17 protein-coding genes are annotated in these 14,101 nt (G+C 58.7%); 1 reads left to right on the plus strand and 16 read right to left on the minus strand.

The annotated features are described in order from the left end of the window. Positions 1–2: 2 nt before the first annotated feature. From GBK02_RS06280 to GBK02_RS06320, 9 genes are all read right to left on the minus strand, one after another. The gene (locus tag GBK02_RS06280; RefSeq protein WP_203468883.1) at positions 3–698 is read right to left on the minus strand and encodes a Crp/Fnr family transcriptional regulator; all 696 of its coding nucleotides are present in this window, start codon (positions 696–698) and stop codon (positions 3–5) included. Positions 699–770: 72 nt separating this feature from the next. Continuing rightward, positions 771–2,612, minus strand: coding sequence for a nitric oxide reductase activation protein NorD (locus GBK02_RS06285; protein ID WP_203468884.1), 1,842 nt, complete (start codon positions 2,610–2,612; stop codon positions 771–773). A 3-nt stretch (positions 2,613–2,615) separates the two neighbouring features. Then, entirely contained in the window at positions 2,616–3,587 is a 972-nt protein-coding gene (locus GBK02_RS06290) for a 4Fe-4S binding protein (protein WP_203468885.1), read from the minus strand. Beyond that, a complete protein-coding gene (locus tag GBK02_RS06295; RefSeq protein ID WP_203468886.1) occupies positions 3,584–4,003 on the minus strand; it encodes a hypothetical protein in 420 nt (139 codons plus the stop codon). The genes GBK02_RS06290 and GBK02_RS06295 overlap by 4 nt, the downstream gene beginning before the upstream one ends. Beyond that, the gene (locus GBK02_RS06300) at positions 3,984–4,766 is read right to left on the minus strand and encodes a CbbQ/NirQ/NorQ/GpvN family protein (protein WP_203468887.1); all 783 of its coding nucleotides are present in this window, start codon (positions 4,764–4,766) and stop codon (positions 3,984–3,986) included. Before GBK02_RS06300 ends, GBK02_RS06295 begins: the two co-directional genes overlap by 20 nt. Continuing rightward, positions 4,763–5,032 carry a cytochrome C oxidase subunit IV family protein gene (locus GBK02_RS06305; RefSeq protein ID WP_203468888.1) on the minus strand — a complete coding sequence of 90 codons (270 nt, stop codon included), beginning with the start codon at positions 5,030–5,032 and terminating at the stop codon, positions 4,763–4,765. Before GBK02_RS06305 ends, GBK02_RS06300 begins: the two co-directional genes overlap by 4 nt. Next, a complete protein-coding gene (locus GBK02_RS06310) occupies positions 5,032–5,634 on the minus strand; it encodes a cytochrome c oxidase subunit 3 family protein (protein WP_203468889.1) in 603 nt (200 codons plus the stop codon). The genes GBK02_RS06305 and GBK02_RS06310 overlap by 1 nt, the downstream gene beginning before the upstream one ends. 113 nt (positions 5,635–5,747) lie before the next feature. Continuing rightward, the gene (locus GBK02_RS06315; protein ID WP_203468890.1) at positions 5,748–7,124 is read right to left on the minus strand and encodes a cbb3-type cytochrome c oxidase subunit I; all 1,377 of its coding nucleotides are present in this window, start codon (positions 7,122–7,124) and stop codon (positions 5,748–5,750) included. Positions 7,125–7,143: 19 nt separating this feature from the next. After that, the gene (locus GBK02_RS06320) at positions 7,144–7,572 is read right to left on the minus strand and encodes a cytochrome c (RefSeq protein ID WP_203468891.1); all 429 of its coding nucleotides are present in this window, start codon (positions 7,570–7,572) and stop codon (positions 7,144–7,146) included. A gap of 193 nt (positions 7,573–7,765) precedes the next feature. On the opposite strand from GBK02_RS06320, the gene GBK02_RS06325 reads away from it, so the two are divergent. Continuing rightward, on the plus strand, positions 7,766–9,133 hold the full coding sequence (locus GBK02_RS06325) for an NYN domain-containing protein (RefSeq protein ID WP_203468892.1): 1,368 nt from the start codon (positions 7,766–7,768) through the stop codon (positions 9,131–9,133). Positions 9,134–9,170: 37 nt separating this feature from the next. Here the strand turns inward: GBK02_RS06325 and GBK02_RS06330 are convergent, their stop codons facing one another. The 7 genes from GBK02_RS06330 to pcnB form a co-directional block, all read right to left on the minus strand. After that, positions 9,171–9,680, minus strand: a complete 510-nt coding sequence (locus tag GBK02_RS06330) for a hypothetical protein (protein ID WP_203468893.1) — start codon at positions 9,678–9,680, stop codon at positions 9,171–9,173. Between the two features lie 96 nt (positions 9,681–9,776). After that, positions 9,777–10,160, minus strand: coding sequence for an aspartate 1-decarboxylase (gene panD, locus GBK02_RS06335; RefSeq protein WP_066882792.1), 384 nt, complete (start codon positions 10,158–10,160; stop codon positions 9,777–9,779). Between the two features lie 90 nt (positions 10,161–10,250). Continuing rightward, on the minus strand, positions 10,251–11,075 hold the full coding sequence (panC, locus tag GBK02_RS06340) for a pantoate--beta-alanine ligase (RefSeq protein WP_203468894.1): 825 nt from the start codon (positions 11,073–11,075) through the stop codon (positions 10,251–10,253). 18 nt (positions 11,076–11,093) lie between these two features. Further along, positions 11,094–11,912: a 3-methyl-2-oxobutanoate hydroxymethyltransferase gene (gene panB, locus GBK02_RS06345; RefSeq protein ID WP_203468895.1), complete on the minus strand. Its 819-nt coding sequence runs from the start codon at positions 11,910–11,912 to the stop codon at positions 11,094–11,096. Then, a complete protein-coding gene (locus GBK02_RS06350; protein WP_203468896.1) occupies positions 11,913–12,275 on the minus strand; it encodes a DMT family protein in 363 nt (120 codons plus the stop codon). Continuing rightward, positions 12,272–12,748 (minus strand): 2-amino-4-hydroxy-6-hydroxymethyldihydropteridine diphosphokinase, encoded by a 477-nt coding sequence (gene folK / locus GBK02_RS06355; RefSeq protein ID WP_203468897.1) that lies wholly within the window; start codon positions 12,746–12,748, stop codon positions 12,272–12,274. The genes GBK02_RS06350 and folK overlap by 4 nt, the downstream gene beginning before the upstream one ends. Then, positions 12,745–14,088 carry a polynucleotide adenylyltransferase PcnB gene (pcnB, locus tag GBK02_RS06360; protein WP_203468898.1) on the minus strand — a complete coding sequence of 448 codons (1,344 nt, stop codon included), beginning with the start codon at positions 14,086–14,088 and terminating at the stop codon, positions 12,745–12,747. Before pcnB ends, folK begins: the two co-directional genes overlap by 4 nt. Positions 14,089–14,101: the final 13 nt, after the last annotated feature.

The raw sequence follows: 14,101 nt of genomic DNA on the forward strand, positions 1-14,101 counted from the left end.
TTTCAGCCTTCGTGCTTGCGCAGGTTGGCGACGCAGGGAATGTGAATCTTGCGGCCTTCGACCACGATCAGGCCAAGCTCGGAGAGTTCGTGCAGGATGCGGGAGAAATGTTCCTGGGTCAGGTTCAGTCGTGAGGCAATGACCCCCTTGTTGGTTGGCAAGGTGATGACTACGTTAGTGCCGTTCAGCTCTGTATCAGGCAGTTCACGCAGAAGGTAGCCAATGATGCGCTGTTTGCCGGAGTGCAGCGAATACGACTCGACATCATTCATCAGCTGGTGCAGGCGCATGGCCATGCCGGCCAGCATCTTGCGACAGAGGTTGTGGTCGCGCTGAAGCTCGTCAAAAACGGCAGCTTTGGATACATGCAACAGGAGTGAGTCGGTCAGCGCCTGGGCGAAGACAATGTAAGGCTTTTCCATGAACATCACGGCCTCGCCGAAGCTCTGGCCCTGTGTCAGGATTTCGACGACTTTCTCACTGCCTTGCTGGGAAGTGAAGGCGAGTTTGACCTGCCCATAAACCAGCAGGTGAAAACCATTGCAGGGGTCGCCCTTGTGAAACAGGATGTCGCCCTTGCTGATGTGAATTTCACGGGTTGAACGGGCGATCCGCGCAATTTCCTCTGGCGCCAGGCCATTGAAAAGCGGGATGTGGGTGAGTAGTGCTTCGACATTGATCGGGTGGTTCGACTGCATAGCTGGACTCGTTAAAAAAGCTGGCCGATGGTGGCATCGGGGTAATCCACCGGCAATACGCAATAATAACTACTACCGAGTCAGTTGTGCATAAAGAAGTGGTAGCCGGCGCGGCAGCTCTTCCGGATTTCGTATGACGCAAAAACCTGCGGGTCCGAACAGGTAGGGCAGGTAGGCACCTGCTTCACGGTCAATAGTGACGCAGAATGGGGTGAGTCCCATGCGTCGAGCTTCATGTACGGCCATTCGGGTGTCTTCGATGCCGTAGCGTGAGTCATACAGGTCGAGATCGTTGGGCTTGCCGTCGGTGATGATCAGCAGAAGGCGACGGCTGGCCGGTTGCTCGTAGAGTATTTTGGCCGATTGGCGCAGTGCGGCACCCATGCGGGTGTAGAAGCCGGGTTTGATGGCCAGAATTCGGCCACGAGCGGCGGCATCGTAACGGGCGTTGAAATCCTTGAGCAAATGGAAGCGGATGTTCTGCCGACGCAATGATGAAAAGCCGTAGATCCCAAAACGGTCGCCTGTCGCGGTCAACGCTTCGGAGAAGAGCAAAAGCGAGTCGCGGACGACATCGACAATCCGGTGCGTATCCGAGATCCAGGCGTCCGTTGACATTGATAAGTCTGCCAGCAGCAGGCAGGCCAGGTCGCGTTCGCAACGTGCCTGAGCCAGGTAGTTGCCACTTTCTGGCGTATGACCTGAGGCGCGATCGGCATGGTTGCGTACGCAGGCTTCAACATCAAGCTCCGAACCATCGGCCTGAGCCTTGAGCCAGCGGCGTTGCGGTGCGAGGGCAGCGAACTGGCCGCGCAGTTTTTTGGCCGTGGCAACCAGTTCCTCCGGCAGGCCGGCCGGCAGTGCATCCTGAGCGATCATCGGCTGCAAGCGGCAGTGGTCAGCCAGCATCACGGTTTTGCGGTAATCCCACTCGGGCAGCGGGATGCCGGGGCCAACCGGGGTGTCATCTTCTGCCGCCGAAGGGAGGTCAAGGTCAAACTTGACGCGTGAGACCGAGGTTTCTGCATCGCGGATCAGCGACAGTTGATCGAGATCCTTGGCCGCGTTGCGGGCATTGGGATCTTCATCATCATCAAAAGCCCGGTTGACCCGGACATATTCCGCCCAGGTCGGCAAACTCTCGGCGCGGAACATGGCCAGCATCGGATTCTTGTTGTCCGGCGTATCAACCTGCTCGGCCTTGTGGGCGTCCTTTTCTGGTTCGGCGTTATTGCCACTGCCTTCGTGCGGCAGGTTGTTGCCCGATTCGGCATCGAGTTTGCCGGCCGGACGTTCTTCAACTTCGATCATCCACAGGAGTACAGGCTGTGGTGGCCGGGATTTGCGCGAATTCAGCGGTGGCAGCCCGTCGACCGCAGTGGGTGTGAGCAGCGCCTGGCGGATGGCTGTTTCTTGCGCAGCTTCATCAGGTTGCAGTTCATCCGGGTCGATTCGCCCGGCAATGTGAGCGGTGACGAGACGTTCGTAACGTGAACGCAGCCCAGGGTATTTTTCAAGCGCAGCCTGGGTGGCCAGTTGATTACGAATGAACCATGGGCGATCGGGCGCCACATCGCTGGCCGCCAGTGCGGCAAGCCAGAGGTAAAGGTCGCGGTTCAGGGATTTGTCTGGAAAGGCCGCGATTTCTGGCGGCAGACGCAGGGTTTCGGCGTCGCGTCGGGCCTGTGCAACTTTCTCACCGCTGGCTGCCAGACGCTGCAACCAGCGTCGACGGGCGCCATGTGTGTCCATGGTTGCTGCGGCCACTTTGAGCCCGGGGTCGCCACCAAAGGCTCGAAACAAAATACCTGCCGTTTTTTCAACTTCGGCCAGTTTGACTGCGGCTTCCGGGTAATGCCCGGCGGCTGCCTTGGTCACCCAGTTGTGCCAGAGTTTTCCGATGAATTCTTCCATGACCTAAATTTTCCCACCGGCGTCTTCGTCGGTATTTGATAGCGATGAAAAACCGGCTTCATTCCGCTTGGCTGCGTCATTGCTGACCCAGCGCAGCAGTTGTCCCTGAGGATTGTCGCGATTGACGGTGCCGCAGGCTGAAATGCACTGGCCGCACTGGGTGCAGGCAAACATCCAGCGTTTGACGTTGCGCGGTTTGAGTCGCATCGGACAAACTGCATCACAGGCTGATCCGCGGCCTTCAAGGCAGTTGGCGCAGTCGAGCACACGTTTGCGTTCGAAGCCGACGACCATCGCTTTCTTGTTCACGATCCAGGCGAAGCTCTGGAAAATGCCGATGGCGCAGCCGTAGCGGCAAAATAAATGGCGTGCGAAAAGAAATTCCAGGCTCAATACCGTCGTTGCCGCGCTCAGGAAAATCACTTCGCCACGATATAAGTTGAAAGTGAATAGTCCGTGGTAAACCTGAAACGGCGGCATCAGGTAAGTCAGTCCGACGACCGCCCAGGCAAAGGCAAAGCCGATGGCAGCGGGAACGACGACCAGCCAGTAACGTTTGTCGCGCGGCGCGGGCGTGCCATCCGGCTCCCAGGGCGGCGTTTGTTTCTTGTCCCAGACTGAGTGTTTGCCGGTCGCAAAAAGCATCAGCCGGTTGATTGTCTCGACGACTGAAAAGTGCGGGCAAAGCCAGCCGCAGTAGAGTCGGCCCCATTTCCAGGCAACGGCGATGATGGCGGCCAAGGTGCCGAGTACCGGCAAAAACAGGTAAAGAATGATGTTGACCGCAGCAGACCGGGGGTCACCTGTTCCAGCGATCAATTCGTCGATTCCCAAGTGCCAGGGAAAGGTCAGGAAGTAGGCGTGTTTTTCAGTCAGGTCGTAACGAAACAGGTCGAAAATCGGCGTGACGGTGAACAAGGCGAAGAACGCCATCTGCGCAAACAGGCGGTAACGTTGAAGCGCTGGTTTTTTCATTGCTTGTCGCGGTCGACCGCAGGACCAATCAACGGAAAGCGCCAGATCTGGCCGGCCATGGCTTTGGCCAGCCCGAACATGCCGAACATGACCAAGGTTGAATGAATGCAGGTGAAATACATGATCACCATGACCCAGGTCCATTCCCAGTCGAGGCCGCCGGCCAGGATGAAAATGGCCGAGAGCACGGTGATCAATATGCCGCCATACAGGCTGACAAAAGTTGTTTGCCGGAGGTGGTGCTTGGCAAGCGGAGGGGCGCTGTCTTTATATTTCAGCCAGAGCCAGACAAGCAGCCCGAAGGCAATGCCTGGCGCGAGCAGGAGATTGGCCAGATAGAGGGCTTCGGACAGCACGGCCAGGCTGAGTCCCGGCGTGCTGTCCTCGTTGCCGAAACTATCGTCCGAATGTGGCATTGACGATTTCCATCAGTGCTTCGACCGTTTCTTCATCATCGGTCAGGCTTTCGACCAGCGAAGCGCGGCAGGCTGCGCTGATGTCGAAGCCGGATTTGATCAGCGTTGCGGCGTAGACCAGCAAACGGGTGCTGGCTACTTCTTCCAGGTCGCGGTCCTTGAGCGCACGGAAAGCCTTGGCAATACCTACCAGACGCTTGGCGAGATCGGCGTCACAGCCGGTTTCCCCGATCAAGATCGAAATTTCCCGTTCTGCTCCGGGGAAATCGAAGCGCATCGAGACAAAGCGCTGACGGGTTGAGGGTTTCAGGCCCTTGAGCAGATTCTGGTAGCCAGGGTTGTAGGAAACAACCAGCATGAAATTGTCCGGTGCTTCCAGCGTTTCACCGGTCCGGTCGATCGGCAGGATACGGCGATCATCAGCCAATGGGTGCAGCACGACGGTGGTGTCCTTGCGTGCTTCGACCACTTCATCGAGGTAGCAGATACCGCCTTCACGTACGGCACGGGTCAACGGACCGTCGGACCAGTAGGTGCCGCTGTCCGAAATCAGGTGGCGGCCAACCAGGTCGGCCGCCGTCAGGTCATCGTGACAGGCGACGGTGTACAGCGGCAACTTGAGGCGGGCAGCCATGTGCGCCACAAAGCGCGTCTTGCCACAGCCGGTCGGTCCCTTGATCAGCAGCGGGAGGCGTTGCTTGTAGGCGTGTTCGAACAGTGCGATTTCGTTGCCGGACGGTTCGTAGAAAGGTAGTTCGTTCATTTGAGAGAGATCCAGTAAGCCAAGAGTATCAGGCTGGAAACAAAAATCAGCCAGCCTTCGAGCAGCAGGCGCCACATCAGGGGCGCCTCGCGCAGTTCCATGAAATCGAGAATGACCAGCCGGCCTTTGATAAAGGCGATGAGCAGCATGGTGACAATCGCCCAGGTGCCGGCTGCGCCGACTTCGCCGAGATACCAGGTCAGCGCCGTGGCGACAAGAAGAACGAGCCAGGCTCGATGGGCGGGGTTGTTAAGCAGGTGACTCATCAGCGCATCACATAAACAAGCGGAAAAAGAATGATCCACAGCAGATCGACCATGTGCCAGTACGCCGCGCCGCTTTCCAGCCCGTTGGCGTTTTGGCTGGTGTACGCACCCTGACGTGCCTGGAACCAGAGGACAGCAAGAATCACCATGCCGAGTATGACGTGCATGAAGTGAAAAAAGGTTAGTGAAATATAAAACATGTAGAAAGTATTGGTCGACATTGAAATGCCGGCGCCAAACTTGGCCGCGTACTCGAATACTTTGACGACCAGAAAACCGCCGCCGCAGAGGAAACCGAGCAGGATGTTGCGTGCCACGGCAGGGCTGTCGTCACGATGTGCTGCCTGGACTGCGAGTACGACAAACCATGAGCCGGTGATTAACAGTACGGTATTCAGCGCTCCGGCGTTCCGGTCCAGCGTCTGCTGGTAAAGATTGAACAGTGCCGGATCGTGCGCCCGGGCAAAGGCGTAGGAGGCAAAAAAAACGGCAAAGGCCAGCATTTCTGCCAGGATGAAAAACCAGATGGCAAGATCGCCGGGGAGTTTTCTGGCAGGAGCTGGACCGGTTGTCGTGCCGGTGATGGTCTGTGTTTCACTCATGCGACTATGGTAGCGGCAGGCGCATCAGCGGAACTTGATATGGCCCAAAAATGGAAAAAGGCGCAGACCTTTCGATCTGCGCCTTTGGCTAGCGTGCTAGCGGAGGAGAGGGCTTATGCAGCCTTTTCTTCCTTGCCGCCAACGAAGAAGCTGGCGATATAGATGATCAGACCGATCAGGAAGACCACACCGGCCCATTCACGCATCCAGTAGAACAATGCGATCTTGTCCTGAGCCACCATGAACGGCAGCGGCGTGTCGGAAACACGTTGCAGCCAGACCTGGAGGATACCGGCGGCGGTCAGGAACAGGGTGATGAACACGATTGCCGTGGTCATCAGCCAGAACGACCACATTTCCAGCACTTGCGACTTGTTGCTGTTGGCAGCACGGCCGCGCAGGATGGGCATGGCGTAGGAGATCATCATCAGGTTGACCATGGCGTAGGCGCCATAGAAAGCCATGTGACCGTGAGCAGCGGTGATCTGCGTGCCGTGGGTGTAGTAGTTGACCGGAGCCAGGGTGTGCAGGAAGCCCCACACGCCAGCGCCCAGGAAAGCCATCACGCCGGTACCCAGAGCCCACAGAACGGCGGCCTTGTTCGGATGTTCGCGACGACGACGGTTTACCATGTTGAAGGCAAAGACGGTCATGGCGAAGAACGGAATCGGTTCCAGAGCGGAGAAGATGGAACCCCACCACTGCCAGTATTCCGGCGTACCGATCCAGAAGTAGTGGTGACCCGTACCGATGATGCCGGTGATCAGCGTCAGGGTGACGATGACGTACAGCCATTTTTCGATCACTTCACGGTCAACACCGGTCGTCTTGATCAGCACGAAGGCCAGGAACGAGCCGAGGATCAGTTCCCACACGCCTTCTACCCAGAGGTGCACCGTCCACCACCAGAAGAACTTGTCGAGAACGACGTTCGCCGGGTTGTAGAAGGAGAACAGGAAGAAGACAGCCAGACCCCATAGGCCGAGCAGCAGCACGATCGAAATCGAGGTCTTCTTGCCCTTCAGCACCGTCATGGTGATGTTGAACAGGAATACCAGTGCCACGACGACGATGCCGAGCTTGGTCGGCAGCGGCTGTTCGAGGAACTCGCGACCCATCGTTTCGAGGATGTTGTTGCCGGTCAGTTCAGCCAGCGTGGCATACGGGACGGCCAGATAGCCGACGATCGTTGCTGCACCAGCGACCAGGAAGATCCAGAACATCAGCAGCGCCAGTTTCGGGCTGAACAGTTCGGTCTCGGATTCTTCCGGGATCATGTAGTACGCGCCGCCCATGAAGCCAAACAGCAGCCACACGATCAGCAGGTTGGTGTGGACCATGCGGGCCACGTTGAACGGGATGGCGGGGAACAGGAAGTCGCCGAGCACATACTGCAGGCCAAGAATCAGGCCGAACAGGATTTGACCGACAAACAGACCGATTGCCGCGATGAAGTAGGGTTTTGCAACCGCTTGGGATTTGAATTGCATGTTCAGTATCTCCTCTCGATCAGCCCTGGCTGTTAGGCGGCCAGTTAGCATCGTTGATCGAATTGACGTGCTTCAGGAAGGCCACGATGGCATCCAGTTGCTCGTCGGTGAAGTTGAACTGAGGCATGCTGCGGCGACCCGGGATGCCATCTTTCGGACGGCTCTTGATGAAGGCTTTGACGCCTTCGTCACCGTAGCGAACGATTACATTGCCCAGTTCAGGGGCAAAGTAGGCACCTTCACCCATCAGGGTGTGGCAACCGATACAGTTATTGACTTCCCACAGCTTCTTGCCTTCGACGACTTGTGGCGTAATGTTCTGCCGCATGTCACGTTTGGGAAGTTGCGAATGGGTATCGAATGACAGCGCAAGGAACAGCAGGAAGAAGAACGTCGTCCCCCCGTAGAAAATGTTCCGCGCCATCGATTTGGTGAAAGCGCCACTCATTGTTTTTCCCCCTTTCGGAAATTGTTTGGCGCGCCGATGTTAGTTTCAAGCGGGGTTGGCGGGCTTTGATGCCTGCTAAAAAACCTCGATTGCCGAAGAATATATATCCCGGTCGAATTGGCTGGGATGGTGGTGTGGCGGTCATTTTGCCGAGGGGCGGTATACTGCGCCCTCCTCAAGTTGAAAGCATTCCATGGCCGCACCAGCCGATACCGCCAGCATGGCGCTTTTTTGTGATTTCGAGAATGTCGCACTCGGTGTGCGCGATGCTCAGTATGAAAAATTCGACATCAAGCCTGTGCTTGAACGTCTGCTCGCCAAAGGCAGTATCGTCGTCAAGAAGGCCTACTGCGACTGGGATCGCTACAAGGCCTTCAAGTCGGCCATGCACGAAGCCAACTTCGAGCTGATTGAAATTCCGCATGTCCGCCAGTCGGGCAAGAATTCGGCAGATATCCGCCTCGTCGTCGATGCACTCGATCTTTGCTATACCAAATCACACGTCGATACCTTCGTGATCATTTCCGGCGATTCCGACTTCTCGCCGCTGGTTTCCAAATTGCGCGAAAACGCCAAGCGGGTTATCGGTGTGGGCGTCAAGCAGTCATGTTCCGACCTGCTGATCGCCAATTGCGACGAGTTCATTTATTACGACGATCTGGTCCGCGATCGTCCGGCCTCGCGCCGCGAAAATCGTGAGCCCTCGCCGCGCCGTACGCCGGAAGAGGAAAATGGTCGGCGCGAGAAGCTTGAGGCGCGCAAGAACAAGGCGATCGAGCTGGCGACGACAACGTTTGCCGATTTGTTCGCCGATCGTGGCGATACCGAGCGGATCTGGGCATCGGTGCTCAAGGAAGTGATCAAGCGCCGCAATCCGGGCTTCAATGAAAATTATTATGGCTTCCGCAGTTTTGGCAATCTGCTTGAAGAGGCCGCTAATCGCGGTTTGCTGGGTTTCGGTCGCGATGACAAGTCCGGTGCTTACGTGACACGGGCGCAGCCTCGGCCGGTCGTTGTCGAGAACGAAGCGGCCAAGCCGGAGTCTGCACTTGAGGTTGCTGCGGTCGACGTGCTTGTCGAGCCCAAAATGGAGCCAGCGGCCGAGTCGGGAACGAGCGGCAATGCGCGTCGTCGCGGTGGTCGTCGGACCCGCAAGGATGGCGATACCCGTGCAGCCCGTCCGCTTGATCCCGTTGCTCCTGTGTCTCCTGTCGTCGAGCCGGTACTTCAGCCAGAGGCGGCGCCGGCTGCGGCCGAAGAAGTGCCTCCAGCGGCATCGCGCCGTCGTGGTGGACGCCGCAACGGTAAAAAAGAGCCTGAAAGCAGGTTGACCGCAACAGACTCGGCATCACCCGCTGAATCGCCAGTCGTTGCTGTTGCCCCTGTTGAAGAGACCGTACCGGCCAAAGCCCCGGCACGACGCGGGGTGCGTCGTTCCCGCAAGCCGGCGGGAGAAGAAAGCGCGCCGGTTCAGGAAGTGGCTGCGGCGGTTGTCGAGGTTGTTGCCCCCAAACCCAAGCGCGCACCGCGGGCCCGCAAGCCGAAGGCGGTCAGCGAGTAACAAGGCTTCCGGGGCGGCATCGATTGCCGTCCCCGGATCAGATGACAAGTAACAGTTTGGCGCGCAGCGCTTCTGCTTCGCGCTTGCCCTCGCGTGACATGACCAGTGCGTGGTACCACTCGTCGTACAGGGCGCGCAGTCCGGCGTGGCCTTCTGCCTGTTCTATCCTGCCGAGCAGTGAGCTGTTGCCGAGCGTGCCGACAAAAGCGTTCAGGGTGTTGCTCATGAAATTGCGCGCCTGCTGCAATTTGAGTGGATCGGTTGCGCCGGAAAGTTCGCGGAAGGCCGTGATTGGCGGCAGGGGCGCGGACAGCTTCTGGCTGGCGCCACTCGAATCCGTCACGCTGGCGGCCATGATGTAGCCATCTTCTTCGAGCATGCCCAGGGTGTGCTGCAGATCGTCAGATTGCAGCATGTCGCGCAGTTCATCAACCGTACGCTTGCCATCGATCATGATCAGGACCCGTCGCTGACGTGGTGTCAGCCCGCCCGTTTTGCTGGTGATTTCTGCCTGCCCCTTCGGGGTCTTGGCGAATGCAACGCCCATCGTTTGTCTCCGGTGGATTTGTAATTGTGCAGGCATTGTACAGAAAAAGAAAAACCCGCCGGAGGGCGGGTTTCTGGGTCAGCGCGGGCCGGAAAATCAGGCGGCGGCTTGTGTCGGGATCTTGTGACCGCGACGGGTAATGCGATTTTGCGAATCTACGTAAATCAGGTCCGGCTCGTATTTGGCCAGTTCGATTTCGTTGTACACCGCAAAGGTGGCGATGATCAGGATGTCGCCAGGTGCGGCGCGGCGGGCTGCCGAACCGTTGACCGAGATGACGCCTGAACCACGTTCGGCGCGGATCGCATAGGTCGTGAAACGTTCACCGTTGTTCACGTTCCAGATGTCGATCTGTTCATACTCCTTGATGTTGGCCGCTTCGAGCAGGTCTTCATCGATGGCGCAGGAACCCTCGTAGTGCAGATCGGCATGGGTGGCCGTTACACGGTGCAGCTTGGATTTCAACATCGTTCTCTGCATGGTTTCAATCATCCAGAAGGTTGGGGGAAGCGCATTGTAACGACAAAATCCCTAGTGTCAACGCGCGTAATTATGAGGATTGTCGCTTCGTCAAATCTCAATGTTATCAATGAGCCGCGTTGCGCCAAGCCGGGAGGCGGCAAGCACCACCAGTGGGACGTTTACGCTGTTTGGCCTGGCCAGGTCGGACTGTTGTCGCACCGCAACATAATCGGTTTTCCAGCCTGCTGCGGTCAACGCTTCGATCGCGGCATTTTCCAGTTTGACGCAATCCGACTCGCCGTTGCGCAACGCCGAGCGAACTTTCTCCAGCTCTTGTCTGAGGCGCGGCGCTTCGGCCCGTTCGGTCGGCGTCAGGTAGCCGTTGCGTGAAGACAGGGCCAGGCCATCGTCGGCACGCACCGTCTCGCCGCCGACGATCTCGATCGGCAGGGCGAACTGGCGCGTCATGTTGCGAATGACCATCAGCTGCTGGTAATCCTTCTTGCCGAACAATGCGGTCTGCGGCTGGACGATGTTGAACAGCTTGAGCACGACGGTGGCGACGCCGCGGAAGTGACCGGGGCGGAATTCGCCATCGAGCACATTCTGGATGGCCGGCGGTTCGACTGTGTATTCCTGGGGTTCCGGATAGAGGTCGGTTTCGGTCGGTGCGAACAGCACGTCGACGCCAGTGGCTTCGAGCTTGGCGCAGTCGTCGGCAAAGGTGCGTGGGTATTTGTCGAAATCCTCGTTCGGCCCGAATTGCAGCCGATTGACGAAAATCGAGGCCACCACGGTGTCACCGTGCGCCCGGGCTTGCTGCATCAGGCTGATGTGGCCGGCGTGCAGGTTGCCCATGGTGGGAACGAAAACGACGCGACCGCGTCCCTTGAGCGCCGAACGCAGGTCGGCGATGCTGGAGTGAATTTGCATGTCAGGCTCGCTGGAGGATTAACCGGCGTAGGTATGTTCCGGGCCGGGGTAGCTGCCATCCTTGATGGCGGTTACAGCGCGGGCGGCAGCATCGGCAATGCTGCTTGCGCCGTCCATGAAATTGCGGACGAACTTGGCTTTCTTGCCCGGTGGGATGTCGAAAGCATCGTGCAGTACGGTGACCTGGCCGGAAGTTTCCTTGCCGGCGCCGATGCCGATGGTGATGATGTGCAGGCTGGCCGTCACGGCGGTGGCCAGTGCCGCCGGCACAGCCTCGATGACGATCATTGTTGCGCCGGCTTCCTGCAGTGCCAGGGCGTCGTCCTTCAAGCGTTGCGCCGCAGCTTCGCCCTTGCCCTGCACCTTGTAGCCGCCCAAGGCGTGCACCGATTGTGGTGTCAGGCCGATGTGGCCGCAAACCGGAATGCCGCGCTGTACGAGGAATGCCACGGTCGACGCCATTTCGCGGCCGCCTTCCAGCTTGACCATCTGGGCGCCGGCCGCCATCAGCGTTACGGCGTTGCGGAAGGCTTGTTCCGGCGATTCCTGATAGCTGCCGAAAGGCATGTCGGCGATGATGAAGGCGCGGCTGGAACCGCGTTTGACCGCAGCCGTGTGATAGGCGATATCGCTGACCGTGACCGGCAACGTCGTGTCGTGCCCTTGAATGACATTGCCCAGCGAGTCGCCGATGAGCAAGGTTTCAACGCCGGCATCATCGAGCAGACGGGCAAAGCTGGCGTCGTAGCAAGTGAACATGACGACCTTCTCGCCCGCTTGGTACAACTTGGCGAGGTCGGCCTGGGTCAGGCGGCGGGTAATGGTTTGAGCGGACATTTATGAACGGAAAACGAAATAGACGGCGCCAAGGATACACAGGGCCGCCCATAAATAGTCAAGCTTGAGCGGTTGATCCATGTAGAAAACGACAAAAGGGACGAAAACCGCAAGAGTGATCACCTCCTGCAGTATTTTCAGTTGGCCGAGATCAAGCTCGCTGTGGCCGATACGGTTGGCCGGTACCTGCAGCAGGTATTCGAACAGTGCGATGCCCCAGGAGGCCAGGGCCGCGATCCACCATGGCTTGTCGTTCAGGTTCTTGAGGTGCGAGTACCAGGCGAAAGTCATGAAGACATTCGATAGCGCCAGCAGCACCACGGTCTGCCAGAGCACCGGGATGTTGAAACCGAACAGGTTCACAGCCGGGTACAGCCCTGATTGGCGACGGCGGGCAGCCAGGCGGAAATCGGGCCGCGCCGTGGCAGTTGCAGCTTGGGTGCGATTTCGGCCAGCGGTTGAAGGACGAATGCCCTGAGATGCAGGCGCGGGTGCGGCAGGGTCAGGCGTGGCAGGTCGATTTCGAGGTCGTTGTAGAGCAGGACGTCAAGATCGAGGGTGCGCGGGCCGTTGCGTTCGGCCCGGATGCGACCGAAGCGTTGTTCGAGGTCGAGCAGTGCATCGAGCAGGGCTTCGGGTGCCAAGGTCGTTTCGAGTGCGGCAACGGCATTGATGAAATCAGGCTGTTCGGTAATCCCGACCGGTGCCGTGCGGTACAGCGAGGAACAATGTACGACACGGCTTTCCGGCAGGTTGGCCAGGGCGCCGAAGGCTGCCCGCACGGTACTGGCCGGGTCGCCAAGATTGGCACCGAGCGCGACGTAGGCCAGGTTCATTCGGTGTTGCCGTGGTCGACGTTGCTGGCGGCCGGTTTTTTGCGGCGCCGGCGTTTTTTCTTGTCGCCCGGTTGTTCAGGCATCAGCATTTCGGCCCGCTCATCGCCATCGACATTCTGGAAGCGCGTCCACCAGTCGGCCACTTCGCGGTCGATCTCACCGGATTCGGCGCGCAGTACGAGAAAGTCGTAACCGGCGCGGAAACGTGGCTGTTCGAGCAGGGCGTAAGGGCGCTTGCCGGCACGTTGTTCGAAGCGCGGCTGCAGGGCCCAGATATCCTTGATGTCGCCGGCGATACGGCGGGTGATCGCCAGTTTTTCGCCCTGCACGCTGAGCACGTCGTCCATCGCTTCGTAGAGCGCCGGGGTTTTCGGTGCGCCCTTGGCCTTGATCTTTTCCCAGTTGGCCAATACTTCGTGCCAGAGCAGGGTGGCGAACAGGAAGCTGGGCGAAATTCCCTTGTTCTTGCGCACGCGGTCGTCAGTGTTGGCCAGCGAAAGCATGACGAACTTTTCGCCCATCGGTTGTTCAAGAATGACGTCGAGCAGTGGCAACAGGCCGTGATGCAGGCCTTCGTTACGCAACTGGGTGATGCATTTGACCGAGTGCCCGGAGGTCAGCAGTTTGAGCATTTCGTCGAACAGGCGGGCCGCCGGTACATTTTCAAGCAGGCCGGCCATTTCGCGGATCGGTTTCCTGGCTTCCGGATCGATCGTGAGTCCGAGTTTTGCCGCGAGGCGCACGGCGCGCAGCATGCGCACCGGATCTTCGCGGTAGCGGGTGCGCGGTTCGCCGATCATGCGCAGGGTTTTCTGCTTGAGATCGCCGACGCCACGGTGGTAGTCGATCACTGCTTCGCTGGCCGGGTCGTAATACAGCGCATTGGCTGTGAAGTCGCGGCGCTCGGCATCTTCGGCATGTGAACCGAAAACGTTGTCGTGCAGCACGCGGCCATGTGCGTCGGTTTTGGTCTTTTCGTCCAGCGTGCCGCGGAAGGTGGTGACCTCCAGCGTCTCCTGGCCCATCATCACATGCACGATCTGGAAGCGGCGGCCGATGATGCGGGCGCGGCGGAAATGGCGGCGAACCTCTTCCGGCGTTGCATCGGTGGCGATGTCGAAGTCCTTCGGGTCGGCGCCGATCAGCAGGTCGCGCACGGCACCGCCGACGACATAAGCCTTGTGGCCGTGCTGCTGCAGGGTTTCGCAGACACGCCGGCTACCCGAACTGATACGGTCGCGGGTAATGCCGTGGGTGGAAACAGGAATGATGGCGGGCTCGTTGTGGCCTGCCTTGGGTTTTTTGCCGCCAAGGACGCGGGAAATGAATTTGCGGATCACGAATTACCGTTCA

This window comes from Dechloromonas sp. TW-R-39-2 (genome assembly GCF_016864195.1).
Classification (GTDB): Bacteria; Pseudomonadota; Gammaproteobacteria; order Burkholderiales; family Rhodocyclaceae; genus Azonexus.